Annotated in this window: 18 protein-coding genes and 2 tRNA genes; 16 read left to right on the top strand and 4 right to left on the bottom strand. The window is 62.4% G+C overall.

Annotated elements, in window-relative coordinates:
- Positions 1-20: 20 nt before the first annotated feature.
- Positions 21-329: a YhbY family RNA-binding protein gene (locus IAE37_RS23980; RefSeq protein ID WP_201177580.1), complete on the bottom strand. Its 309-nt coding sequence runs from the start codon at positions 327-329 to the stop codon at positions 21-23.
- A gap of 102 nt (positions 330-431) precedes the next feature.
- On the opposite strand from IAE37_RS23980, the gene rlmE reads away from it, so the two are divergent.
- The 16 genes from rlmE to IAE37_RS23900 all read left to right on the top strand — a co-directional run bounded on the left by rlmE (position 432) and on the right by IAE37_RS23900 (position 16,432).
- Positions 432-1,058: a 23S rRNA (uridine(2552)-2'-O)-methyltransferase RlmE gene (gene rlmE, locus IAE37_RS23975; protein WP_201177578.1), complete on the top strand. Its 627-nt coding sequence runs from the start codon at positions 432-434 to the stop codon at positions 1,056-1,058.
- A 201-nt stretch (positions 1,059-1,259) separates the two neighbouring features.
- Entirely contained in the window at positions 1,260-3,164 is a 1,905-nt protein-coding gene (gene ftsH / locus IAE37_RS23970) for an ATP-dependent zinc metalloprotease FtsH (protein WP_201177576.1), read from the top strand.
- A gap of 8 nt (positions 3,165-3,172) precedes the next feature.
- The gene (folP, locus tag IAE37_RS23965; RefSeq protein WP_201177574.1) at positions 3,173-4,024 is read left to right on the top strand and encodes a dihydropteroate synthase; all 852 of its coding nucleotides are present in this window, start codon (positions 3,173-3,175) and stop codon (positions 4,022-4,024) included.
- A gap of 16 nt (positions 4,025-4,040) precedes the next feature.
- The gene (gene glmM / locus IAE37_RS23960; RefSeq protein WP_201177572.1) at positions 4,041-5,381 is read left to right on the top strand and encodes a phosphoglucosamine mutase; all 1,341 of its coding nucleotides are present in this window, start codon (positions 4,041-4,043) and stop codon (positions 5,379-5,381) included.
- A gap of 66 nt (positions 5,382-5,447) precedes the next feature.
- Entirely contained in the window at positions 5,448-6,203 is a 756-nt protein-coding gene (tpiA, locus tag IAE37_RS23955) for a triose-phosphate isomerase (RefSeq protein ID WP_201177570.1), read from the top strand.
- 4 nt (positions 6,204-6,207) lie between these two features.
- A complete protein-coding gene (secG, locus tag IAE37_RS23950) occupies positions 6,208-6,600 on the top strand; it encodes a preprotein translocase subunit SecG (RefSeq protein ID WP_136912878.1) in 393 nt (130 codons plus the stop codon).
- A 21-nt stretch (positions 6,601-6,621) separates the two neighbouring features.
- A tRNA-Leu gene (locus tag IAE37_RS23945) sits at positions 6,622-6,707 on the top strand.
- Between the two features lie 100 nt (positions 6,708-6,807).
- Positions 6,808-6,884, top strand: a tRNA-Met gene (locus IAE37_RS23940).
- A gap of 130 nt (positions 6,885-7,014) precedes the next feature.
- Complete coding sequence (gene rimP, locus IAE37_RS23935; RefSeq protein ID WP_165976091.1) at positions 7,015-7,473, top strand: ribosome maturation factor RimP; 459 nt, start codon at positions 7,015-7,017, stop codon at positions 7,471-7,473.
- Positions 7,474-7,532: 59 nt separating this feature from the next.
- Positions 7,533-9,014, top strand: a complete 1,482-nt coding sequence (gene nusA, locus IAE37_RS23930) for a transcription termination factor NusA (RefSeq protein WP_201177569.1) — start codon at positions 7,533-7,535, stop codon at positions 9,012-9,014.
- Positions 9,015-9,041: 27 nt separating this feature from the next.
- Positions 9,042-11,579: a translation initiation factor IF-2 gene (gene infB, locus IAE37_RS23925; RefSeq protein ID WP_201177567.1), complete on the top strand. Its 2,538-nt coding sequence runs from the start codon at positions 9,042-9,044 to the stop codon at positions 11,577-11,579.
- A 118-nt stretch (positions 11,580-11,697) separates the two neighbouring features.
- Positions 11,698-12,096, top strand: a complete 399-nt coding sequence (rbfA, locus tag IAE37_RS23920; RefSeq protein WP_201177565.1) for a 30S ribosome-binding factor RbfA — start codon at positions 11,698-11,700, stop codon at positions 12,094-12,096.
- A 3-nt stretch (positions 12,097-12,099) separates the two neighbouring features.
- Positions 12,100-13,017 carry a tRNA pseudouridine(55) synthase TruB gene (gene truB / locus IAE37_RS23915; protein ID WP_201177563.1) on the top strand — a complete coding sequence of 306 codons (918 nt, stop codon included), beginning with the start codon at positions 12,100-12,102 and terminating at the stop codon, positions 13,015-13,017.
- 146 nt (positions 13,018-13,163) lie between these two features.
- The gene (gene rpsO, locus IAE37_RS23910) at positions 13,164-13,433 is read left to right on the top strand and encodes a 30S ribosomal protein S15 (protein ID WP_012274241.1); all 270 of its coding nucleotides are present in this window, start codon (positions 13,164-13,166) and stop codon (positions 13,431-13,433) included.
- Between the two features lie 246 nt (positions 13,434-13,679).
- Positions 13,680-15,785 (top strand): polyribonucleotide nucleotidyltransferase, encoded by a 2,106-nt coding sequence (gene pnp / locus IAE37_RS23905; RefSeq protein WP_201177561.1) that lies wholly within the window; start codon positions 13,680-13,682, stop codon positions 15,783-15,785.
- Between the two features lie 293 nt (positions 15,786-16,078).
- Positions 16,079-16,432, top strand: a complete 354-nt coding sequence (locus IAE37_RS23900) for a BON domain-containing protein (protein ID WP_201177559.1) — start codon at positions 16,079-16,081, stop codon at positions 16,430-16,432.
- Between the two features lie 179 nt (positions 16,433-16,611).
- Here IAE37_RS23900 and IAE37_RS23895 read toward each other — a convergent pair whose 3' ends face one another.
- The 3 genes from IAE37_RS23895 to acs all read right to left on the bottom strand — a co-directional run bounded on the left by IAE37_RS23895 (position 16,612) and on the right by acs (position 22,470).
- Positions 16,612-19,548: a DUF748 domain-containing protein gene (locus tag IAE37_RS23895; RefSeq protein WP_201177558.1), complete on the bottom strand. Its 2,937-nt coding sequence runs from the start codon at positions 19,546-19,548 to the stop codon at positions 16,612-16,614.
- A 78-nt stretch (positions 19,549-19,626) separates the two neighbouring features.
- Positions 19,627-20,496 carry an oxygenase MpaB family protein gene (locus tag IAE37_RS23890; protein ID WP_201177557.1) on the bottom strand — a complete coding sequence of 290 codons (870 nt, stop codon included), beginning with the start codon at positions 20,494-20,496 and terminating at the stop codon, positions 19,627-19,629.
- A gap of 39 nt (positions 20,497-20,535) precedes the next feature.
- Entirely contained in the window at positions 20,536-22,470 is a 1,935-nt protein-coding gene (gene acs / locus IAE37_RS23885; protein WP_201177556.1) for an acetate--CoA ligase, read from the bottom strand.
- Positions 22,471-22,603: the final 133 nt, after the last annotated feature.

Here is a 22,603-nt window from a genome sequence, read left to right as displayed (position 1 = left end):
GGCCGCTCCTGCACGGGCCGTTACTTGTAACGGTGAACGTTGGACAGCTGCTTGTTCGGCTGTGGGTTCTTGCGATAGATCAGTGCCTTCTTGCCGATGGTCTGCACCAGCTCGGCACGGCCGACCTTGCACAGCTCAGCAATGGCGGCGGCGCGTTCTTCGCGATCTTCCGAGCGAATCTCGACCTTGATCAGTTCGTGATCGGCCAGCGCACGGTCCAGTTCGGCGACCACGCCTTCGGTCAAACCGTTGCCCGCAACGATCAGGACCGGCTTCAGGTCGTGACCAATGGACTTGAATTGTTTCTTCTGCTCGTTATTGAGCGGCATAATCTGACCCTTTTCGTCTGATTCTGTAAAATTGACGGGCATTTTACCCGAGGGCCTGTGGCTCCGCCCAGTCAAACACGACGCATATCATCGAGGTGCCCCGTGGTACAACGTTCCAAAAGCAGCGCCAACTGGCTGCGAGAGCATTTCAACGACCCTTTTGTGAAGCAGGCGCAGAAGGACGGCTATCGCTCGCGCGCGAGCTACAAACTGCTGGAGATCCAGGAAAAGGACCGGCTGATCCGTCCTGGCATGAGCGTGATCGACCTTGGCGCGGCGCCGGGTGGTTGGTCGCAGGTGACCAGTCGTCTGATTGGTGGGCAGGGGCGTCTGATCGCCTCTGACATCCTGGAAATGGATACGATTCCGGACGTTACCTTCATCCAGGGTGACTTCACCCAGGACGAAGTGCTGGCCAATATCCTGCAGGCGGTCGGTGATTCGCACGTAGACCTTGTGATTTCCGACATGGCCCCCAATATGAGTGGTACGCCCGCGGTGGACATGCCGCGCGCCATGTTCCTCTGCGAGCTGGCCCTCGATCTGGCGACCCGCGTGCTCAAGCCCGGCGGCGACTTCCTGATCAAGATTTTCCAGGGCGAAGGTTTCGATGTGTACCTCAAGGACGTGCGTAGCAAGTTCGACAAGGTGCAGATGCGCAAGCCGTCGTCGTCGCGGGATCGGTCCCGTGAACAGTATCTGCTGGCCCGGGGATACAAGGGAGCATGAGGCGTGTAGCGGGGTAGCCGATAGTTATTTCCAATCGGCCATCCCGTAAGGATCGTCCGAACTTCGTGTAGTCTAGGTTTCACAAAGGGTTACAGACGGTGCCTGCGGATGCGTGGGTAATGTAGTAAGTTAGGGCGATGAATATCATGCGAGGCACGGCTGCGTCGTGCGCCGGCCTCAGAGGGTAGCGAATTGAACGACATGGCAAAGAATCTGATCCTGTGGTTGATCATCGCAGCTGTCCTGGTGACGGTGATGAACAACTTCTCCAGCCCTAACGAGCCGCAGACCCTCAACTACTCCGACTTCATCCAGCAGGTCAAAGACGGGAAAGTCGAGCGTGTGACCGTCGACGGCTACATCATTACCGGCAAGCGCACCGACGGCGACAACTTCAAGACCGTTCGCCCGGCCATTACCGACAATGGCCTGATCGGCGACCTGGTCGACAACCACGTCACCGTCGAAGGCAAGCAGCCCGAGCAACAGAGCATCTGGACCCAGCTGTTGGTCGCCAGCTTCCCGATCCTGGTGATCATCGCCGTGTTCATGTTCTTCATGCGCCAGATGCAAGGCGGCGCAGGCGGCAAGGGCGGGCCGATGAGCTTCGGCAAGAGCAAGGCGCGCCTGCTGTCCGAAGACCAGGTCAAGACCACCCTGGCCGACGTCGCCGGGTGCGACGAAGCCAAGGAAGAAGTCGGCGAACTGGTCGAGTTCCTCCGCGATCCGGGCAAGTTCCAGCGCCTGGGCGGTCGTATCCCTCGTGGCGTGCTGATGGTCGGCCCGCCTGGTACCGGTAAGACCCTGCTGGCCAAGGCCATTGCGGGCGAGGCCAAGGTGCCGTTCTTCACCATTTCCGGTTCCGACTTCGTCGAGATGTTCGTCGGCGTGGGTGCCAGCCGTGTCCGTGACATGTTCGAGCAGGCCAAGAAGCACGCGCCTTGCATCATCTTCATCGACGAAATCGACGCCGTCGGTCGCCACCGTGGCGCCGGCATGGGCGGTGGTCACGACGAACGCGAGCAGACCCTCAACCAATTGCTGGTCGAGATGGACGGCTTCGAGATGAACGATGGCATCATCGTCATCGCCGCCACCAACCGTCCGGACGTGCTCGACCCGGCGCTGCTGCGTCCCGGCCGCTTCGACCGCCAGGTGGTGGTCGGCTTGCCGGACATCCGTGGTCGTGAGCAGATCCTCAAGGTGCACATGCGCAAGGTGCCGGTGGGCGACAACGTCAACGCCGCCGTCATTGCCCGTGGTACCCCAGGCTTCTCCGGTGCCGACCTGGCCAACCTGGTCAACGAGGCTTCGCTGTTCGCCGCACGCTCCAACAAGCGCCTGGTCGAGATGAAAGAGTTCGAGCTGGCCAAGGACAAGATCATGATGGGCGCCGAGCGCAAGACCATGGTCATGTCCGAGAAAGAGAAACAGAACACCGCCTACCACGAGGCCGGGCACGCCATCGTCGGTCGCCTGGTGCCTGAGCACGATCCGGTCTACAAGGTTTCGATCATTCCCCGTGGTCGTGCCCTGGGCGTGACCATGTTCCTGCCCGAGGAAGACCGCTACAGCCTGTCCAAGCGCGCGCTGATCAGCCAGATCTGCTCGCTGTACGGCGGCCGTATCGCCGAGGAAATGACCCTGGGCTTCGATGGCGTCACCACCGGTGCCTCCAACGACATCATGCGTGCCAGCCAGATTGCCCGGAACATGGTCACCAAGTGGGGCCTGTCCGAGAAACTCGGCCCGCTGATGTACGCCGAGGAGGAGGGCGAGGTGTTCCTCGGCCGTAGCGCCGGCAGTCAGCACGCCAGCGTTTCCGGCGAAACCGCGAAGATGATCGACGTCGAGGTGCGCAGCATCATCGACCAGTGCTACGCCACGGCCAAGCAGCTGCTCACCGACAACCGCGACAAGCTCGATGCGATGGCCGAAGCGCTGATGAAGTACGAAACCATCGACGCCGAGCAGATCGACGATATCATGGCCGGCCGGACCCCACGCGAACCCCGCGACTGGGACGACGACTCGGCATCGGGCTCTTCCGCACCCCAGGGTGACCGCCCGGAATCGCCGATCGGCGGCCCTGCGGCTCAACACTAAGGGCAGCTATGAGTTCCAAGCAGTACCCGACCCGGTTGCCTTGCGGCAACCGGGTTCTTGACCTTTCCCGTACCCACGTCATGGGTATCCTCAACATCACCCCTGATTCCTTCTCCGACGGTGGGCGCTTCAGCCAGCGCGACGAGGCTCTGCGCCATGCCGAGGCGATGGTTGCCGCGGGCGCGACGCTGATCGACATCGGCGGCGAATCGACGCGCCCCGGCGCGCGCGCGGTATCGGTGACCGAAGAGCTGGAGCGCGTTGCGCCGATGGTCGAGGCTATCAACAGCCGCCTCGACGTGGTCATTTCCGTCGACACGTCCACACCTGCCGTCATTCGTGAGTCGGCCCGCCTGGGCGCTGGCCTGATCAACGATGTGCGCGCGCTGGAGCGAGACGGGGCGCTGGATGCCGCTGCTGACAGCGGCCTGCCGGTGTGTCTCATGCACATGCGTGGCGAACCGGGCAACATGCAGGATTCCCCGCACTATGACGATGTGACGGCCGACGTTACGCGCTATCTTGAACAGCGGATGGCTGCGTGCGCTGCCGCTGGTATCGGCGCCGAGCGCATCGTCCTCGACCCGGGCTTCGGTTTTGCCAAGACCCTCGCGCACAACCTGAGCCTGTTCAAACACATGGAAGCGCTCTATCGCCTGGGGCGCCCGCTGCTGGTGGGTGTCTCGCGCAAGAGCATGATCGGCCTTACCCTGGACCGCCCGGTGGGCGAGCGCCTGTACGGCAGCCTGGCCCTGGCCGCCCTGGCAATGACCAAAGGGGCGAGCATCCTGCGGGTTCACGACGTGGCCGAGACGGTCGACGTGGTGCGCATGATCGCCGCGGTACAGAACGCCGAATAAGCACATTGGAGTCGCTATGAGCAGAAAATACTTTGGTACCGACGGCATCCGTGGCCGCGTCGGCGAATACCCGATCACACCGGATTTCATGCTCAAGCTCGGCTGGGCGGCGGGCATGGCCTTCCGCAAGCAGGGCAAGTGCCAGGTGCTGGTCGGCAAGGACACGCGGATTTCCGGCTACATGTTCGAGTCGGCCCTCGAAGCCGGTCTGTCGGCCGCAGGCGCCGACGTGCTGCTGCTCGGGCCGATGCCAACCCCGGCCATCGCCTACCTGACTCGTACTTTCCACGCCGAGGCCGGTATCGTCATCAGTGCCTCGCACAACCCGCACGATGACAACGGCATCAAGTTCTTCTCCGGCCAGGGCACCAAGCTGCCTGACGAGGTCGAGTTGATGATCGAGGAGCTGCTCGACCAGCCGATGAGCGTGGTCGAGTCGAGCAAGCTCGGCAAGGTTTCGCGGATCAACGACGCCGCCGGACGCTACATCGAGTTCTGCAAGAGCAGTGTGCCCAGCAGCACCAGCTTCGAAGGCCTCAAGCTGGTGGTCGACTGCGCCCATGGCGCCACCTACAAGGTCGCGCCGAGCGTATTCCGCGAGCTGGGTGCCGAGGTGACCGTGCTGCACGCCCAGCCTGATGGGCTGAACATCAACGAAAGCTGCGGCTCGACCCATATCGAGTCGCTGCAGGCGGCGGTGCTGGTCGGGCATGCCGACCTGGGCATCGCCTTCGACGGTGACGGGGACCGGGTGCTGATGGTCGATCACACCGGCACCATCGTCGATGGCGACGAACTGCTGTACATCATCACCCGTGACCTGCGCGAGCGCGGCAAGCTCGAAGGCGGGGCGGTCGGGACCCTGATGAGTAACCTGGGCCTGGAGTTGGCGCTCAAGGACCTGGACATCCCGTTCGTGCGGGCCAAGGTCGGTGACCGCTATGTGATGGCCGAGCTGCTCGAACGCGGCTGGCAGATCGGTGGTGAAAACTCGGGGCACATCGTCTGCTGCAACCACACCACCACCGGTGATGCGATCATCGCCGCGCTGCAGGTGCTGATGGCCCTCAAGCGCCGTGGCGAAACCCTCGCCCAGGCCCGCCAGGCCGTGCGCAAATGCCCGCAGGTGCTGATCAACGTGCGCTTCGGCGCGAGCACCGTCGACCCGCTCGCACACCCGGCGGTGAAGGAAGCCAGTGCCAAGGCCACCGAGGACATGGCGGGCCGCGGCCGGGTACTGCTGCGCAAGTCGGGCACCGAGCCACTGGTGCGGGTCATGGTCGAAGGCGACGACGAAAGCCAGGTGCGGCGCCATGCCGAGGCCTTGGCCAAGCTGGTCGCAGAAGTTTGTGCCTGAAAGGGCCTTGCCAGCGCAGATAGGGTTGGGTACTATCTGCGCCCACTTTGACCGACGAGGTAAAGCATGCGTCGCCCCATGGTAGCTGGTAACTGGAAGATGCACGGTACCCGCGCCAGCGTCGCTGAGCTTACCCAAGGCTTGAGCAATCTGGCCTTGCCGAGCGGAGTGGAAGTCGCGGTGTTTCCCCCGACCTTGTTCATCAACCAGGTTGTTGATGGGCTGGAAGGCAAGGGAATCATTGTCGGAGCACAGAATTCTGCGGTAAAGCCCGAACAGGGCGCGCTGACCGGTGAAGTTGCACCGAGTCAGTTGGTTGAAGCAGGTTGCAAGTTGGTACTGATCGGCCACTCCGAGCGCCGCCAGATCATTGGCGAAAGTGAAGAAGTGCTGAAAGACAAGTTTGCAGCCGCTCAACTTAGTGGTTTAATGCCGGTGCTCTGCGTAGGGGAAACTCTCGAAGAGCGCGAGGCGGGCAAAACGCTCGAAGTTGTAGGGCGTCAACTAAGCAGTATCATCGACGCGTTCGGTGTTAAGGCTTTTGCCAGTGCTGTAATTGCCTATGAGCCGGTTTGGGCCATTGGTACAGGTTTGACGGCTTCGCCTCAACAGGCTCAGGATGTGCATGCAGCCATCCGTGCGCAGTTGGCGGCCGAAGACGCCGAAGTTGCCGCGAACGTGCAGCTTCTCTACGGCGGCAGCGTGAAGGCGGCCAATGCGGCCGAACTGTTCGGCATGCCGGATATCGATGGGGGGCTCATTGGTGGAGCGTCCCTGAACGCAGACGAATTCGGTGCAATTTGTCGCGCCGCAGGAAACTGAACAAATGCTGGAAACAGTTATCGTTGTTTTTCATCTGTTGGCAGCGCTGTCGCTTGTAGTGCTGGTGCTGTTGCAACAGGGTAAAGGTGCGGAAGCAGGTGCATCTTTCGGCGCAGGTGCCTCTAACACTGTGTTCGGAAGCCAAGGTTCTGCTACCTTCCTGAGTAAGTTTACTGCTATACTCGCTGCCACTTTCTTTTTGACAGCACTTGGGTTAGGATACTTCGCAAAGGAGAAAGCTCACGAGCTGACTTCAGCAGGTCTGCCAGATCCAGCAGTGTTGGAAGTGAAAGAGCAGAAGCCGGCAGTAAATGATGATGTACCGGTGCTCCAGCAGCAGAAGAGCGAAACCACCCCTCAAGGTGACGTACCTCCTCCAGCCGAAGAGCAGAAGTAACGGGTTTCAAGTAGTAGTATTGCCGAGGTGGTGGAATTGGTAGACACGCAACCTTGAGGTGGTTGTGCCCATAGGGTGTAGGGGTTCGAGTCCCCTTCTCGGTACCAATTGAAGCTTGAGAGCCCGCTTTAGCGGGCTTTCTTGCAGGTGGAGGTCTTGGATTGACCCTGCCTAGGGTTAAGTCTTATACTTTCGCCCCAGCTTTGTCGCGGGGTGGAGCAGCTTGGTAGCTCGTCGGGCTCATAACCCGAAGGTCGTTGGTTCAAATCCAGCCCCCGCAACCAGCTTCAGCGGAGCCCCTTTTCAGGGGCTTTTTGCTAGCCGAACAGTTTTCGGCGCCGTTGTCCTACGGCGCTTTCAGGGATGGGCGCTTCGCCCATTTTTTATTTGCACAGCATGCACGAGGGGGTTCAGGTGTCGAGCAAGCTAGAACAGTTGCAGGCCTTGTTGGCCCCGGTGGTCGAGGGTCTGGGCTACGAATGCTGGGGAGTCGAGTTCATCTCCCAGGGTAAGCATTCGGTACTGCGTATCTATATCGACAAGGAAGGCGGGATCCTGGTGGACGACTGCGAAGCGGTCAGCCGTCAGGCCAGTGCGATCCTCGATGTGGAAGATCCGATCAGCTCTGAATATACCCTCGAGGTGTCCTCTCCTGGCATGGATCGCCCGCTGTTCACGCTAGAACAGTTTGCTTCGCATGCCGGCGAGCAAGTGAAGATCAAGCTGCGTACGCCCTTCGAAGGTCGTCGTAACTTCCAGGGCCTTCTCCGCGGTGTGGAGGAGCAGGATGTGGTGGTCCAGGTGGACAATCACGAGTTCCTGTTGCCGATCGACTCGATCGACAAGGCCAATATTATTCCCAGTTTTGACTGAGACGTGCCGGGCCCGGCGGACTATCCGGGCCCAATGGCTTGCGCAAGGCGAGGCGTACGATGAGCAAAGAAGTACTGCTGGTTGTTGAATCGGTATCCAACGAAAAGGGTGTACCGCCCGGCGTCATTTTCGAAGCGCTGGAAGTGGCCCTGGCTACTGCAACCAAAAAACGTTTTGAAGACGAAGTCGACCTGCGTGTGGAAATCAACCGCCACACCGGTAGCTACGAGACTTTCCGTCGCTGGACCGTCGTCGACGAGGCCGATCTTGACGATCCGGCCATCGAGACCTGGCTGGCCAAGATCCACGAGACCCACCCTGAAGCCAAGGTCGGTGACGTGATCGAGGAGAAGATCGAGTCCATCGAATTCGGTCGTATCGCCGCCCAGACCGCCAAGCAGGTCATCGTGCAGAAGGTCCGCGAGGCCGAGCGCGCCCAGGTGGTCGACGCCTACCGCGAACGCGTTGGCGAGATCATCTCCGGCACCGTCAAGAAGGTCACCCGCGACAACGTCATCGTCGACCTGGGCAACAACGCCGAAGCGTTGCTGGCCCGCGAAGACATCATTCCACGTGAGACCTTCCGAGTCGGCGTGCGCCTGCGTGCGCTGCTCAAGGAGATCCGCACCGAGAACCGCGGTCCTCAGCTGATCCTGTCGCGCACCGCGCCGCAGATGCTGATCGAACTGTTCCGCATCGAAGTGCCGGAAATCGCCGAAGGCCTCATCGAAGTCATGGCCGCTTCCCGTGACCCGGGTTCGCGCGCCAAGATCGCCGTCCGCTCCAAGGACAAGCGCATCGACCCGCAAGGTGCCTGCATCGGCATGCGTGGGTCGCGCGTCCAGGCCGTATCCGGCGAGCTGGGCGGCGAGCGCGTGGATATCGTCCTGTGGGACGAGAACCCGGCGCAGTTCGTCATCAACGCCATGTCGCCGGCTGAAGTCGCGGCGATCATCGTTGATGAAGATGCCCATGCCATGGACATCGCCGTCGCCGAGGACAACCTGGCCCAAGCCATTGGCCGTGGTGGTCAGAACGTTCGACTGGCCAGCCAGCTCACCGGCTGGACCCTGAACGTGATGACCGAGAAGGATATCCAGGCCAAGCAACAGGCTGAAACCGGCGACATCCTGCGCAACTTCATCGAGGAACTGGAAGTCGACGAGGAGCTGGCCCAAGTGCTGGTCGACGAAGGCTTCACCAGCCTCGAAGAAATTGCCTACGTACCGTTGGAAGAAATGCTCAACATCGATGGCTTTGACGAAGAAATCGTCGACGAGCTCCGCGCTCGTGCCAAGGACCGTTTGTTGACCAAGGCCATCGCTACCGAAGAAAAACTGGCAGACGCCCACCCGGCCGACGACCTGCTCTCCCTCGAGGGCATGGACAAGGACCTGGCGGCTGAACTGGCGGTGCGCGGCGTGGTTAACCGCGAAGACCTGGCCGAGCAGTCGATTGACGACCTGCTCGACATCGACGGCATCGACGAAGAGCGTGCCGGCAAGTTGATCATGGCCGCCCGAGCCCACTGGTTCGAGTAATTAGGCGCGGCCTGAGGAGAGAAGTGCATGACGCAAGTCACGGTGAAAGAACTGGCCCAAGAGGTCGAGGCACCGGTAGAGCGCCTGCTGCAGCAGATGCGTGAGGCAGGTCTGCCGCACACCGACGCCGGTCAGGTAGTGACCGACAATGAGAAGCAGACTCTGCTGACCCATTTGAAGAGCAGCCACAAGAGCAAGGCGGAAGAGCCGCGCAAGATTACCTTGCAGCGCAAGACCACCAGCACCCTGCGTGTCGCCGGTAGCAAGAGCATCAGCGTAGAAGTACGCAAGAAGAAAGTATTCGTTCAGCGCAGCCCGGAAGAAATCCAGGCTGAGCAGAAGCGTGAGCTGGAAGAGCGCCGCGCGGCCGAAAACGCCGCTCGCGAGAAGGTCGAGGCCGAGGTTCGCCAGCGCAACGAGGAACAGGCTCGCCGTCAGGCTGCCGAGGCCCCGGCCGCCGCACCTGCTGCCAAACCGGCAGCGGTCGAGGCTGCACCGGCTGCAGCTGCCGCCCCGGTAGTCGCCGAGGCCCCGGCTTCGGAAGACGCCGCCGCCCGTGCCGCCGAGCGCAAGAAAGACGAGACCCGTCGCAACGAAAGCCGTGCCCGTGACGAAGACCGTCGCGGCGGCCGTGGCGAGGCACCGCGTGTGTCGATCAAGGTCAAGGTCAAGGAGAAGGAAAAAGCGCCGACTCCACGTGCCGCTCCACGTACCACCGACGAAGAAAGCGATGGCAACCGTCGCGGTCGCGGTGGCAAGAGCAAGCTGAAGAAGCGTAACCAGCATGGCTTCCAGAACCCGACCGGTCCTGTCATTCGTGACGTGACCATCGGCGAGACCATCACCGTCTCCGAGCTGGCCAACCAGATGTCCGTCAAGGGCGCCGAAGTGGTCAAGTTCATGTTCAAGCTGGGTACCCCGGTCACCATCAACCAGGTGCTCGACCAGGAAACCGCACAGCTGATCGCCGAAGAGCTGGGCCACAAGGTCACCTTGATCAGCGACACCGCCCTGGAAGACTCCCTGGCCGAATCGCTGAAGTTCGAAGGTCAGACCGAGTCGCGTGCGCCGGTCGTCACCGTAATGGGTCACGTCGACCACGGTAAGACCTCGCTGCTCGACTACATCCGTCGTGCCAAGGTTGCCGCTGGCGAAGCCGGTGGTATCACCCAGCACATCGGTGCCTACCACGTGGAAACCGACCGCGGCATGGTCACCTTCCTCGATACCCCGGGCCACGCAGCGTTCACCCAGATGCGTGCTCGTGGTGCCAAGGCCACCGACATCGTCATCCTCGTGGTGGCGGCGGACGACGGCGTGATGCCGCAGACCCGCGAAGCCGTTCAGCATGCCAAGGCAGCTGGCGTACCGCTGGTAGTCGCGGTGAACAAGATCGACAAGCCGGGTGCCGACCTCGATCGCATCCGCAACGAACTGGCCGTCGAAGGCGTGACCTCCGAGGACTGGGGTGGTGACACTCCATTCGTCAAGGTTTCGGCGAAGATGGGTACCGGTGTCGACGAGCTGCTCGAAGCCGTCCTGCTGCAGGCCGAGATCCTCGAGCTGACCGCGACCCCGACCGCTCCAGGTCGTGGCGTGGTGGTCGAATCGCGCCTGGACAAGGGCCGCGGCCCAGTGGCGACCATCCTGGTTCAGGACGGTACCCTGCGTCAGGGCGACATGGTCCTGTGCGGTTCCAACTATGGCCGCGTGCGTGCCATGCTCGACGAGAACGGCAAGCCTGTGAAGGAAGCCGGCCCGTCGATCCCGGTCGAGATCCTTGGCCTGGATGGCACTCCGGAAGCCGGTGACGAGCTGTCCGTGGTCGCCGACGAGAAGAAGGCGCGTGAAGTTGCCCTGTTCCGTCAAGGCAAGTACCGCGAGGTCAAGCTGGCCCGTGCTCACGCCGGCAAGCTGGAAAACATCTTCGAGACCATGGGTCAGGAAGAGAAGAAGACCCTCAACATCGTCCTCAAGACCGACGTGCGCGGTTCCCTGGAAGCACTGCAGGGTTCGCTGTCGGGCCTGGGCAACGACGAGGTTCAGGTTCGCGTGATCGGTGGCGGCGTCGGTGGTATCACCGAGAGCGACGCCAACCTGGCGCTGGCGTCCAACGCGGTGCTGTTCGGCTTCAACGTGCGTGCCGATGCCGGCGCGCGCAAGATCGTCGAGCAGGAAGGTCTGGATATGCGTTACTACAACGTGATCTACGACATCATCGAAGACGTCAAGAAAGCCCTGACCGGCATGCTCGGCAGCGATGTTCGCGAGAACATCCTGGGTGTCGCCGAAGTGCGTGATGTGTTCCGTTCGCCGAAGTTCGGCGCCATCGCTGGCTGTATGGTCATCGAGGGTACCGTGTACCGCAACCGTCCGATCCGCGTACTGCGCGATGACGTGGTGATCTTCGAAGGCGAGCTGGAATCGCTGCGTCGCTTCAAGGACGATGCCTCCGAAGTCCGTTCGGGCATGGAGTGCGGTATTGGCGTCAAGAGCTACAACGACGTCAAGGTCGGCGACAAGATCGAAGTCTTCGAGAAAGTCCAGGTGGCTCGTACCCTGTAAGGGCCCGAGCCGTGGTGCAGGCCCCGCCTCAGGGCGGCTGGCAGCGCCTCTGAAGGTAGCGCCCGGTCAGGCTTCAGCCTGACCGGGCGTTTGCCGCTTTAAGTTACAGGTAGCAAGAATGGCAAAAGAATACAGCCGTACCCAACGCATCGGCGATCAGATGCAGCGCGAGCTTTCCGAGCTGATCCGCCGTGAAGTCAAAGACCCACGCGTCGGCCTGGTGACCATCACCGCCGTCGACGTCAGCCGCGATCTCGGCCATGCCAAGGTGTTCATCACCGTCATGGGCCAGGACGACGCAGACGCCGTGCCACAGACGCTCAAGGCCCTGAACAGCGCCGCGAGCTTCCTGCGCCTGCACCTGGGCCGTGCCATGCAACTGCGCAGCGTGCCGCAACTGCATTTCCACTTCGATGAAAGCGTCAGCCGCGGTGCCCACCTGTCGGCGCTGATCGAGCGTGCGGTGGCCGAAGACCGCCTGCACCAGGATGCCGACGAGCCGGACACCAAGGAGTAAGCGGTGGCCCAGGTCAAACGTATCCGCCGCAACGTCAGCGGCATCATCCTGCTCGACAAGCCCCTGGGGTTCACCTCCAACGCTGCCTTGCAGAAGGTCCGTTGGCTGCTCAACGCCGAGAAGGCCGGCCACACCGGCAGCCTCGACCCCCTGGCCTCCGGCGTTCTGCCGCTGTGCTTCGGTGAGGCGACCAAGTTTTCGCAGTACCTGCTCGATTCCGACAAGGGCTACGAAACGGTCATGCAGCTGGGGCAGACTACCACCACCGCAGACGCCGAAGGCGAGGTGTTGCAGACCCGCGAGGTGACCGTTGGTCGCGCCGATATCGAGGCTGTGCTGCCGCGTTTTCGTGGCCCGATCAGCCAGGTGCCGCCGATGTACTCGGCTCTCAAGCGTGATGGCCAGCCGCTGTATAAACTGGCACGTGCAGGAGAGGTAGTGGAGCGCGAGGCGCGTTCTGTTACTATTGGCCGCTTGGAGTTGCTCGAGTGCGAAGGTACCCGTGCGCGGTTGTCGGTCGGTTGCAGCAAAGGCACCTATATCCGCACCCTGGTGGAGGATATCGGTGAGGTTCTGGGCTGTGGTGCGTACGTCGCCGAGCTGCGCAGAACCCAGGCTGGGCCGTTCGAGCTGGCCCAGACGGTCACCCTCGAGGAACTCGAGCAGGCCCACGCCGAAGGCGGCAACGAAGCACTCGACCGCTTCCTGATGCCCGCCGACAGCGGCCTGCAAGACTGGCCCCTGGTGTGCCTGTCGGAACACAGTGCCTTCTACTGGCTGCATGGGCAGGCAGTACGGGCTCCGGACGCGCCGCAGTTCGGCATGGTCCGGGTACAGGATCACAACGGTCGCTTCATCGGTATCGGTGAAGTGAGCGAAGACGGGCGCATTGCGCCGCGTCGACTGATTCGGTCGGAATGATCGAAACCACGGGCCGAGGCTAATACCGGAGCCCGCGGAACCAAGGGTGGCTGTCAGTAGGCACGGTCACACCTTTTCTATTAATACAGGGATTTGTCCCTGGCCTATTGGACCCGTTCGCGGGTTCCGTTATCAGGAGAAGCCAAATGGCCCTCAGCGTTGAAGAAAAAGCTCAAATCGTTACCGACTTCCAGCAAGCTGCTGGCGACACCGGTAGCCCGGAAGTTCAGGTCGCTCTGCTGACCGCGAACATCAACAAGCTGCAAGGCCACTTCAAGGCCAACGGCAAAGACCACCACTCGCGTCGTGGCCTGATCCGTATGGTCAACCAGCGTCGTAAGCTGCTGGACTACCTGAAGGGCAAAGACACCACTCGTTACAGCGCCCTGATCGGTCGCCTGGGCCTGCGTCGCTAATAGCGGCCTGGTCAGTGGTGTGCATGGCGTGTCGCAGGCTTCGCAAGTGCTTTTCTGTGCTTGCGTCGGACACGCCACGCGTATCTCCGAGGTTGGCAGCCTGGCAGTGCTGAACGGTTTTTCCGTTTGGCGCCAGGCTCCCAGCCTCGTGTTGTATCTGGACGGTCAATGGGGCCGATTCCCCGTTCTGCCCAAGAATTCGCAAGAAACCAGTTCCCCCAAGAGCCACTGAAAAGGTAGGAAACCGTGAACCCGGTAATCAAGAAATTCCAGTTCGGTCAATCGACCGTTACTCTCGAAACGGGCCGTATCGCCCGTCAGGCGACCGGCGCCGTGCTGGTCACCGTCGACAACGACGTCACCGTGCTGGTGACCGTGGTAGGTGCCAAGCAGGCCGATCCAGGCAAGGGTTTCTTCCCGCTGTCGGTCCACTACCAGGAAAAGACCTACGCCGCCGGCAAGATCCCGGGTGGCTTCTTCAAGCGTGAAGGCCGTCCTTCGGAGAAAGAGACGCTGACCTCGCGCCTGATCGACCGTCCGATCCGCCCGCTGTTCCCAGAAGGCTTCATGAACGAAGTGCAGGTCGTCTGCACCGTCGTCTCCACCAGCAAGAAGACCGATCCGGACATCGCTGCGATGATCGGTACCTCGGCTGCCCTGGCCATCTCCGGCATCCCGTTCGAAGGCCCGATCGGCGCCGCTCGCGTAGCCTTCCACGAAAGCACTGGCTACCTGCTGAACCCAACCTACGAGCAGCTGCAGGCTTCGAGCCTGGACATGGTCGTTGCCGGTACTTCCGATGCCGTGCTGATGGTTGAATCGGAAGCCCAGGAGCTGACCGAAGACCAGATGCTGGGTGCCGTGCTGTTCGCCCACGACGAATTCCAGGCTGTCATCCAGGCTGTCAAAGAGCTGGCCGCCGAAGCGGGCAAGCCGACCTGGGACTGGAAACCGGCCGTTGCCAACACCGAGCTGTTCAACGCCATCCGCGCCGAGTTCGGCGAGGCTGTTTCGCAGGGCTACACCATCACCGTCAAGGCTGACCGCTATGCGCGCCTGGGCGAGCTGCGCGACCAGGCGGTTGCCAAGTTCTCGGGTGAGGAAGGCCAACCTTCGGCTGGTGAAGTCAAAGACATCTTCGGCGAAATCGAATACCGCACCGTTCGCGAAAACATCGTCAACGGCAAGCCACGTATCGACGGCCGCGACACCAAGACCGTACGCCCGCTGAACATCGAAGTCGGCGTACTGCCGAAGACCCACGGTTCGGCGCTGTTCACCCGTGGCGAAACCCAGGCCCTGGTCGTCGCGACCCTGGGTACCGCGCGGGACGCACAGCTGCTGGATACCCTCGAAGGCGAGAAGAAAGACCCGTTCATGCTGCACTACAACTTCCCACCGTTCTCGGTAGGTGAGTGTGGTCGCATGGGTGGCGCTGGCCGCCGCGAAATCGGCCACGGCCGTCTGGCCCGTCGTTCGGTTCAAGCCATGCTGCCAGCCGCCGACGTGTTCCCGTACACCATCCGTGTGGTTTCGGAAATCACCGAATCCAACGGTTCCAGCTCCATGGCTTCGGTCTGCGGTGCTTCCCTGGCCCTGATGGACGCTGGTGTGCCGATGAAGGCTCCGGTTGCCGGTATCGCCATGGGCCTGGTCAAGGAAGGCGAGAAGTTCGCCGTCCTCACCGACATCCTCGGTGACGAAGACCACCTGGGCGACATGGACTTCAAGGTTGCCGGTACCGCCAAGGGTGTTACCGCGCTGCAGATGGACATCAAGATCAACGGCATCACCGAAGAGATCATGGAGATCGCCCTGGGCCAGGCCCTGGAAGCGCGCCTGAACATCCTCGGCCAGATGAACCAGATCATCGGCCAGTCGCGTACCGAACTGTCGGCCAACGCCCCGACCATGATCGCGATGAAGATCGACACCGACAAGATCCGTGACGTCATCGGCAAGGGCGGCGCCACCATCCGCGCCATCTGCGAAGAAACCAAGGCTTCGATCGACATCGAAGACGACGGCTCGATCAAGATCTTCGGCGAAACCAAGGAAGCGGCAGACGCAGCCAAGCAGCGCATCCTGGGCATCACCGCAGAGGCCGAGATCGGCAAGATCTACGTCGGCAAGGTCGAACGCATCGTCGACTTCGGCGCCTTCGTCAACATCCTGCCTGGCAAGGACGGCCTGGTGCACATCTCGATGCTGAGCGACGCTCGTGTCGAGAAAGTGACCGATATCCTGAAAGAAGGCCAGGAAGTCGAAGTGCTGGTACTGGACGTGGACAACCGCGGCCGTATCAAGCTGTCGATCAAGGACGTTGCCGCGGCCAAGGCTTCCGGCGTCTAATCGACCGCAGCGATGATCAAGGGCCCTTCGGGGCCCTTTTTCTTATCTGCTGAAATGTCGCTATGCCATGCGCTGAAACCGGTCCTGAAACCGTTTTGCGAACATGCATCTTGCACAGCTTTTTTTGCCCGGCATTGCAGATTGCACGACACCTGGCATTGTCATATCTACCTAAGTCATTGATTTAAAAGGCTTCAAGCGAAACGCAAAAGCTGGCACAGCACCTGCAACTACCTTCATACCTGACGCCAGGAACTACGGCGCAGACCTTCCGAAAAACAGGAGTGACCCAAATGAAGAAGTTTGCCATTGCTGCCGCTACTGCTACCGCCCTGACTCTGACCCTGGCCAACGGCGCCTTCGCCGCCCAAGCCTCGACCCAGGCACCTGTCATGCTGGCTGCCAACACAGTGGACAATGTTAAACAAGAAGGCTCCGATAGTTGGATCACCACCAAGGTCAAGGCCGACCTGCTGACCGAAAAAGGCATTCCGGGCAGCGACATCAAAGTTGAAACCAGCCAAGGTGTCGTTTCGCTGTCCTCGGACGTGAAGGTCACTGCATCGCAGAAAGAAGAAGCTGTTCGCATCACCAACAACATCAAGGGCGTCAAGAGCGTCATGTCTGACGGCCTGAAAGCCGAATAAGGACCATCCTGTCGGCCAGAAGGATTTGGCCACCGATGTAAAAAAGCCCCGGCATCTGCCGGGGCTTTTCATTGAGTCCTGCCTGGCCTCTTCGCGGCTAAAGCCGCTCCTACAGAAATTACCGCTCCCCGTGTAGGAGCGGCTTTAGCCGCGAAGAGGCCAGACCTGTCATGCCAGGATCACTCGGCATCCAGATGCATCGGCGTAATCACCCGCCCATCCTTCTCAGCCTCGCCCAACGTGGTATCGATGAAGTACACCCGGTCGTCCTCCAGCTTCCCTTTATCGACCAGGTAGTCCTTGATGCTACCGGCCCGTGCCTGGCCCAGGGTGCGCAGCAGCGACGCGCTTTCCGCCCACGATTTGATCACCGCTTCGCGCAGCTTGGCGGTACGCTCGTCGCGGCTCAACTGCTCCCATTCGGCCGGCGGCTGCTGTTTCAGGCGGGTACGGTAGATACCTTCGAGCATCGCTGGCTTGTCGCTGTCGTCGACCTTCAGCATCGAGGCATTGGCCGGTACCTTATCGCCGCGACGTTGCAGGATCTTGTACCAGGTAGCCTGGTATTCCCGCTCCAGGCGCTGTTCGGCGATCAGCGGGCCGTCGCTGCTCTGGGCGGCGGTGCCTTCGATTTCCAGGCGCAGTTCCGGGCGTTTCTGCAAGGCTGCCGCCAGTTTCTCCAGCGCGCCCTGGGCATCCCCGCTGAGTTCGCTGGAACCTGGCGCAAAGGCGACATTGCCAAGGTCTTCGGCGCCGCCCCCGGAAATCAGGCCACCGATGAACTTGAACGGTGCCTGGGCCGCACGCAGCACCAGGTTGCGCAGGGTCTGCCAGACGATCGGCATCACGCTGAACTGCGGGTTGTTGAGGTCGCCCGTGACCGGCAGCTCGATCGAGATCTTGCCCTCGGTGTCCTTGAGCAGGGCCACCGCCAGGCGGATCGGCAGGTCCACCGCGTCGGGGCTGTCGACCTTCTCACCCAGTTGCAGCTGTTCCACCACCACCTTGTTCTCGGCCTTGAGCTGGCCATTGGTGATCAGGTAGTGCAGGTCGAGGTTCAGCCGGCCCTTGCGGATGCGGAAACCTGCGAACTTGCCGGAGTAGGGGGTCAGCGTGGTCAGCTCGACGCGCTTGAAACTGGTGGCGATGTCCAGGCTGGCCAGCGGGTTGAACGGGTTCAGTGCGCCCTTGATGGTCACCGGCGCATAGCGGTCGACCTTGCCCTTGACGTCGACCTTGGCCGGGGTCGGCTTGCGGTTGTCGATGGTGCCGATCTGGCCGTTGAGCTGCTGCACGGCCGTGGCGAAGTTCGGTGTCAGGGTCAGGTCGGCGAAGTTGGCCGAGCCGTCGTTGATGGCGATCTGGCCGATGTGGATACCCAGGGGCTTGCTGGCCGAGGCACTGGCCGGCTTTGCCTGCGCGCTGCTGGCCGGGGTGGCCGGTTGCGGGATCAGCAGGTCATCGACGTTGGTAGTGCGGTCTTCGTTGATGATGAAGCGCGCATAGGGCTGCAACAGCGTCACCTTGTCGATCGACAAGGCATCGCCATGCACGTATGACAGGCCATCGACGTTGACCTGCTGCCATTTGACGAAGTCGCGGTCCTTGATGGTGTCTAGCGTGTGCAGCTGGTTGACCTGGGCCTTGCCGGTCACGCTGAAGGCCAGCGGGTCGGTGTTCTTCAGGTCGACCTTGAGGTCGCTGGCGAGCATGCCGCTGCGCAGTTCCAGGCGGATGAACGGGCTGATGTAGGCCTGGGCCACGCGCAGGTCGATGTCGCGGGTGCTGACGTCGAGTTTGGCGGTGACCGGCGCCAGGTTGACCTGGCCAGCAGCCTGCAGCTTGCCCTGCTTGCCGACGCCGGTGTCGAGCTTGAGGGTGAAGGGCGACTGGTTGAGGCTGTCGAAGCCTTGCATGTCCAGGTTGAGTGGGCCGACGTCGAGGGCCACTGGCTCCTTCTGGCTACGGTCGGCCAGGTGTACCTGGTAGTCGCGCAGTTGTACGTCCTTGAGCAGTACCTGCCAAGGCTTGCTGGGAGCCTGGGCGGCTTTCTGCTCAGGCGTGGGCTCGGCCGCGGCGGGTTCGGCTTTCTCCTTGGGGGTCGGTTTGGCCGGTTGGCTGGCGAACAGCTTCTGCCAGTCCAGTTGCCCGTCTTTCTCCAGGGCGGCCCAGGTTTCGAGTTTTTCACTCCGCACCTTGCCGACGGTGACCAGCTGCTTGGCCAGGTCGATGGAGGTTTCGCTCACCTCGAGGTTGGCCAGGCGCGCCAGCTGGCGGCCGTCCGGGGCCTTGATGGCGAAGGGGGCGACGCGCAGCGAGACGTTGTCCAGCAGCAGCTCGGTTTCCTTGGCGAGGTTGAGCTTGTAGTGGGTATCCAGGTTCAGCACACCGTCTTCGAGCACCAGCGGCACGGCATCGCGGACATACGGCCAGAACAGTTTCATCTTGCCATCAGTGACCTTGAGCGTGCCTTGCGAAGCGATCGGCGACAGGCTCAGCGTGCCTGCCCAGTCGATGCGGCCACCGTTGGGGCCATTGGCCACCAGGGTCATGTCGGCATTGTCGTCGGGCAGGGTGCTGAGGTTCTTCAGCTCAAGGTTCATATCGTCGTAGATGAATTCGATCGGCTCGCTGGGGCGGGCGTCCTCAAAGTGCAGGTAGCCGCCGCTCAGCTTGATCGAGCCGATCCGCAGCGGGAAGGGGTCGCTGGGTGGCTCGTCGGCCTTGGGCTCGCTGGGCGGCAGCTTGAACAGTTGGGTCAGGTTGAGCGTGCCGTCCTTGGCGAACAGCACCTCGTTGCGGGGCTTGTCGAGTTCCACGGCATCCAGGTGCAGAGCGCCGCTCCACAGGCTGTCGAGCGCCAGGTTGGCGTACAAGCGCTCGAAGCCGACCTGTTCCTTGCCGGGTTCGCCGACCTGCAGGCCCCACAAGGTCAGTTCGAGGCTGAACGGGTTGAGTTCGATGCGCTGCAGGTGCGCGGGCACCGTGGCGTACTGGGCCAGTTGCTGGTTGGCCACGCGCAGCGCAATGCCGGGGAGAATAAGGAAGCCAAGCAGGCTATACAGGGCTACGAGAGCAAGCAGGGCGCCTAGGGCGCGGATCAGTCCTTTGTACATGTGTCGCTTCGTCTGGCTTAGCAGGAGTGGTTGGAGTATGGCACGTTAAATCGGTTCCGCTGGGCCGACCAATTTCCCTCACGCGATACCCATGCGCCTTTTGGCCCGCTGCGCAGAGCCATCGCGCATGGCCCAGCGCAACACCGGTGCGGTGCGCAAAAGCCCCAGCCGCACTAGCTGACGGCGCATCGGGCCCTGGTGCAAACCTAGCATGTCGCTGGCCCATTCAGGCAGCAGATCGATGCCTGCCTGCAGCATCAATTTACCGACCGGCTGCGCCAGGCGGCTGGGCGCGGGGGCGGCGAGCAGGATACCGACCACTTCCAGGCTGCGAGCGTCGCAGTGCAGTTGCGGGCGCATGGCCAGCAGGTAGTCTTCTACCTGCTGGCAGGAGCGTGGCACGTCGCGGGCACCCAGGCGTTCGGCGATCAGCGCGATCTCGTCGTAGTAGCGGTCCTGCTGCGCACGTGGCAGGTGCGGGTCGCGGTAACGCAGGTGGGCGGCGAGGAAGCTGCTGACCTCGGCCACGTGCACCCAGGTCAGCAGGTCCGGGTCACTCGCGGCGTAGGGCCGGCCATCGGGCGTGCTGCCGGTGACCTTGAGATGGATGTCGCGAACCTTGGCGATCAGCCATTCGGCATCGCGGGTGGAGCCGAAGGTGGTGCCGGAGATGAACTGGCTGGTGCGGCGCAGGCGGCCGAGCAGGTCGCCACGGAAGTTGGAGTGATCCCATACCCCGGCCAGGGCGGCGGGATGCAGCAGTTGCAGGAGCAAGGCGCCGATGCCGCCCACCAGCATGCTGGGGAAGTCGCCATGCACGCGCCAGCTGATGCTGTGCGGCCCGAACAACCCGGGGTCGCCCTTGGGCGACTCCAGGTCGAGCTGGCCGAGGGCCAGCCCGGTGAGGCTCATGACCTGGGTTTCGATACGGCGGCGTAGGGCTTCCATGGCGACCTGTGGCTCAGGGCGGCCATGGCAGGCCGCCGGTTAGCGGTTGAGGCGGTTGTCGATCAGCCCCTGGACCACGCTCGGGTCGGCCAGGGTCGAAGTGTCGCCCAGGTTGTCGAGTTCGTTGCAGGCGATCTTGCGTAGTATACGCCGCATGATCTTGCCTGAGCGGGTCTTGGGCAGACCTGGGGCCCACTGGATCAGCTCGGGCTTGGCGAAGCTGCCGATTTCCTTGCTGACCAGCGCCAGCAGCTCGGCCTTGAGCGCGTCGTTGGCATTCACCCCATTCATCGGCGTGACGAAGGCGTATACCCCCTGGCCCTTGAGGTCGTGGGGGTAGCCGACCACGGCCGCCTCCGCCACGCTGTCGTGCAGCACCAGGGCGCTCTCCACTTCGGCGGTGCCGATGCGGTGGCCGGACACGTTGATCACATCGTCGACGCGCCCGGTGATCCAGTAGTGGCCGTCGGCGTCGCGGCGAGCACCGTCACCGGTGAAGTAATAGCCAGGCATGGGCTTGAAGTAGGTATCGACCATGCGCTGGTGGTCGCCATAGACGCTACGGATCTGCCCCGGCCAGCTGGCCTTGAGCGCCAGCATCCCGGCCCCGGGCCCTTCGATCGGTTGGCCCTTCTCGTCCAGCAGTACCGGCTCCACACCGAACATCGGCTGGGTGGCGCAGCCTGGCTTGAGCACCGGTGTGCCGGGCAGGGGCGTCAACATGATGCCGCCGGTCTCGGTCTGCCACCAGGTATCGACGATCGGGCAGCGCTGTTGCCCAACCTCCTCGAAGTACCACTCCCAGGCTTCCGGGTTGATCGGCTCGCCGACGCTGCCGAGCAGACGCAGGCTCTTGCGCGAGGTGCTGCGCAGCGGCCATGGGCCTTCACGCATCAGCGCGCGCAGGGCGGTGGGCGCGGTATAGAAGATATTGACCTTGTGCTTGTCGACCACCTGCCAGAAGCGTGAGGTGTCGGGGTAGTTGGGTACGCCTTCGAACATCAGGCTGATCGCGCCGTTGGCCAGCGGGCCATAGACGATGTAACTGTGCCCGGTCACCCAGCCGACGTCGGCGGTGCACCAGAACACCTCGCCGTCGCGGTAGTCGAACACCACCTTGAAGGTCAGCGTGGCCTGGAGCAGGTAGCCGGCGGTGGTGTGCATCACGCCTTTGGGCTTGCCGGTGCTGCCGGAGGTGTAGAGGATGAACAGCGGATCCTCGGCGGCCATCGGTTCCGGCACGCAGGTGTCGCCGGCATTTTCGGTCGCGTCGTGGTACCACAGGTCGCGATCGTCGTTCCAGGCTACCTGGCCGCCGGTGCGGCGCACCACGAACACGCTGCTGACGCCTGGGCAACTGGCCAGGGCCTGGTCGACATTCTGCTTGAGCGGGACGCGCTTGCCACCGCGCACGCCTTCGTCGGCGGTGATCACGGTGCGGCAGTCGGCATCGAGGATGCGATCGCGCAGGGCATCGGGGGAGAAGCCGCCGAACACCACCGAATGGATCGCGCCGATGCGCGTGCAGGCGAGCATGGCATAGGCGGCCTCGGGCACCATCGGCATGTAGATGCACACCCGGTCACCCTTGCCTACGCCGCGAGCTTTCAGGGCATTGGCCAGGCGGCAGACCTGGCGGTGCAACTCGCGGTAGCTGATGGCCTTGGAATCCTTGGGGTCGTCACCTTCCCAGAGCAGGGCGGTCTGCTCGCCGCGCTGGGCCAGGTGGCGGTCGATGCAGTTGTAGCTGACGTTCAACTCGGCACCGTCGAACCAGCGTGCGGTACCGGTGTTCAGGTCGCATTGCTGCACGCTCGACCAGGGCTTGATCCAGTCCAGGCGTTTGGCCTGTTCTGCCCAGAAGGTATCTGGATCTTCCACCGACTGGCGGTACAGGCGCTGGTAGTCGTCGTGGCTGAGGGCGGCCGACTGGCTGACGGCCAGGGCCTGGGGGTAGTTGCGGATATCGAACATGGCGGGTGGTCCTGCTCTTGTAAGGGGCGATGGACTACAACGGTTATTCGATAAGACAGTGTAGCTGGAGGAGGTGTTCCGCCTGTACCGGCCCCGTGGGGGGGGGGGCCCGCCGGGGGGGCGGGGGGAGGGT

The organism is Pseudomonas sp. S31, assembly GCF_016648105.1.
Taxonomy (GTDB): Bacteria; Pseudomonadota; Gammaproteobacteria; order Pseudomonadales; family Pseudomonadaceae; genus Aquipseudomonas.
Note: the sequence above shows the minus strand (reverse complement) of the source record. Positions and strands in the feature narration are given on the sequence as shown.

Coding starts and splice junctions, on each gene's coding strand:
- IAE37_RS23980 (WP_201177580.1), bottom strand. CDS start 329: ATGCCGCTCAATAACGAGCAGAAGAAACAATTCAAGTCCATTGGTCAC.
- ftsH (WP_201177576.1), top strand. CDS start 1,260: ATGGCAAAGAATCTGATCCTGTGGTTGATCATCGCAGCTGTCCTGGTG.
- folP (WP_201177574.1), top strand. CDS start 3,173: ATGAGTTCCAAGCAGTACCCGACCCGGTTGCCTTGCGGCAACCGGGTT.
- glmM (WP_201177572.1), top strand. CDS start 4,041: ATGAGCAGAAAATACTTTGGTACCGACGGCATCCGTGGCCGCGTCGGC.
- tpiA (WP_201177570.1), top strand. CDS start 5,448: ATGCGTCGCCCCATGGTAGCTGGTAACTGGAAGATGCACGGTACCCGC.
- secG (WP_136912878.1), top strand. CDS start 6,208: ATGCTGGAAACAGTTATCGTTGTTTTTCATCTGTTGGCAGCGCTGTCG.
- nusA (WP_201177569.1), top strand. CDS start 7,533: ATGAGCAAAGAAGTACTGCTGGTTGTTGAATCGGTATCCAACGAAAAG.
- infB (WP_201177567.1), top strand. CDS start 9,042: ATGACGCAAGTCACGGTGAAAGAACTGGCCCAAGAGGTCGAGGCACCG.
- rbfA (WP_201177565.1), top strand. CDS start 11,698: ATGGCAAAAGAATACAGCCGTACCCAACGCATCGGCGATCAGATGCAG.
- rpsO (WP_012274241.1), top strand. CDS start 13,164: ATGGCCCTCAGCGTTGAAGAAAAAGCTCAAATCGTTACCGACTTCCAG.
- IAE37_RS23900 (WP_201177559.1), top strand. CDS start 16,079: ATGAAGAAGTTTGCCATTGCTGCCGCTACTGCTACCGCCCTGACTCTG.
- IAE37_RS23895 (WP_201177558.1), bottom strand. CDS start 19,548: ATGTACAAAGGACTGATCCGCGCCCTAGGCGCCCTGCTTGCTCTCGTA.
- IAE37_RS23890 (WP_201177557.1), bottom strand. CDS start 20,496: ATGGAAGCCCTACGCCGCCGTATCGAAACCCAGGTCATGAGCCTCACC.
- acs (WP_201177556.1), bottom strand. CDS start 22,470: ATGTTCGATATCCGCAACTACCCCCAGGCCCTGGCCGTCAGCCAGTCG.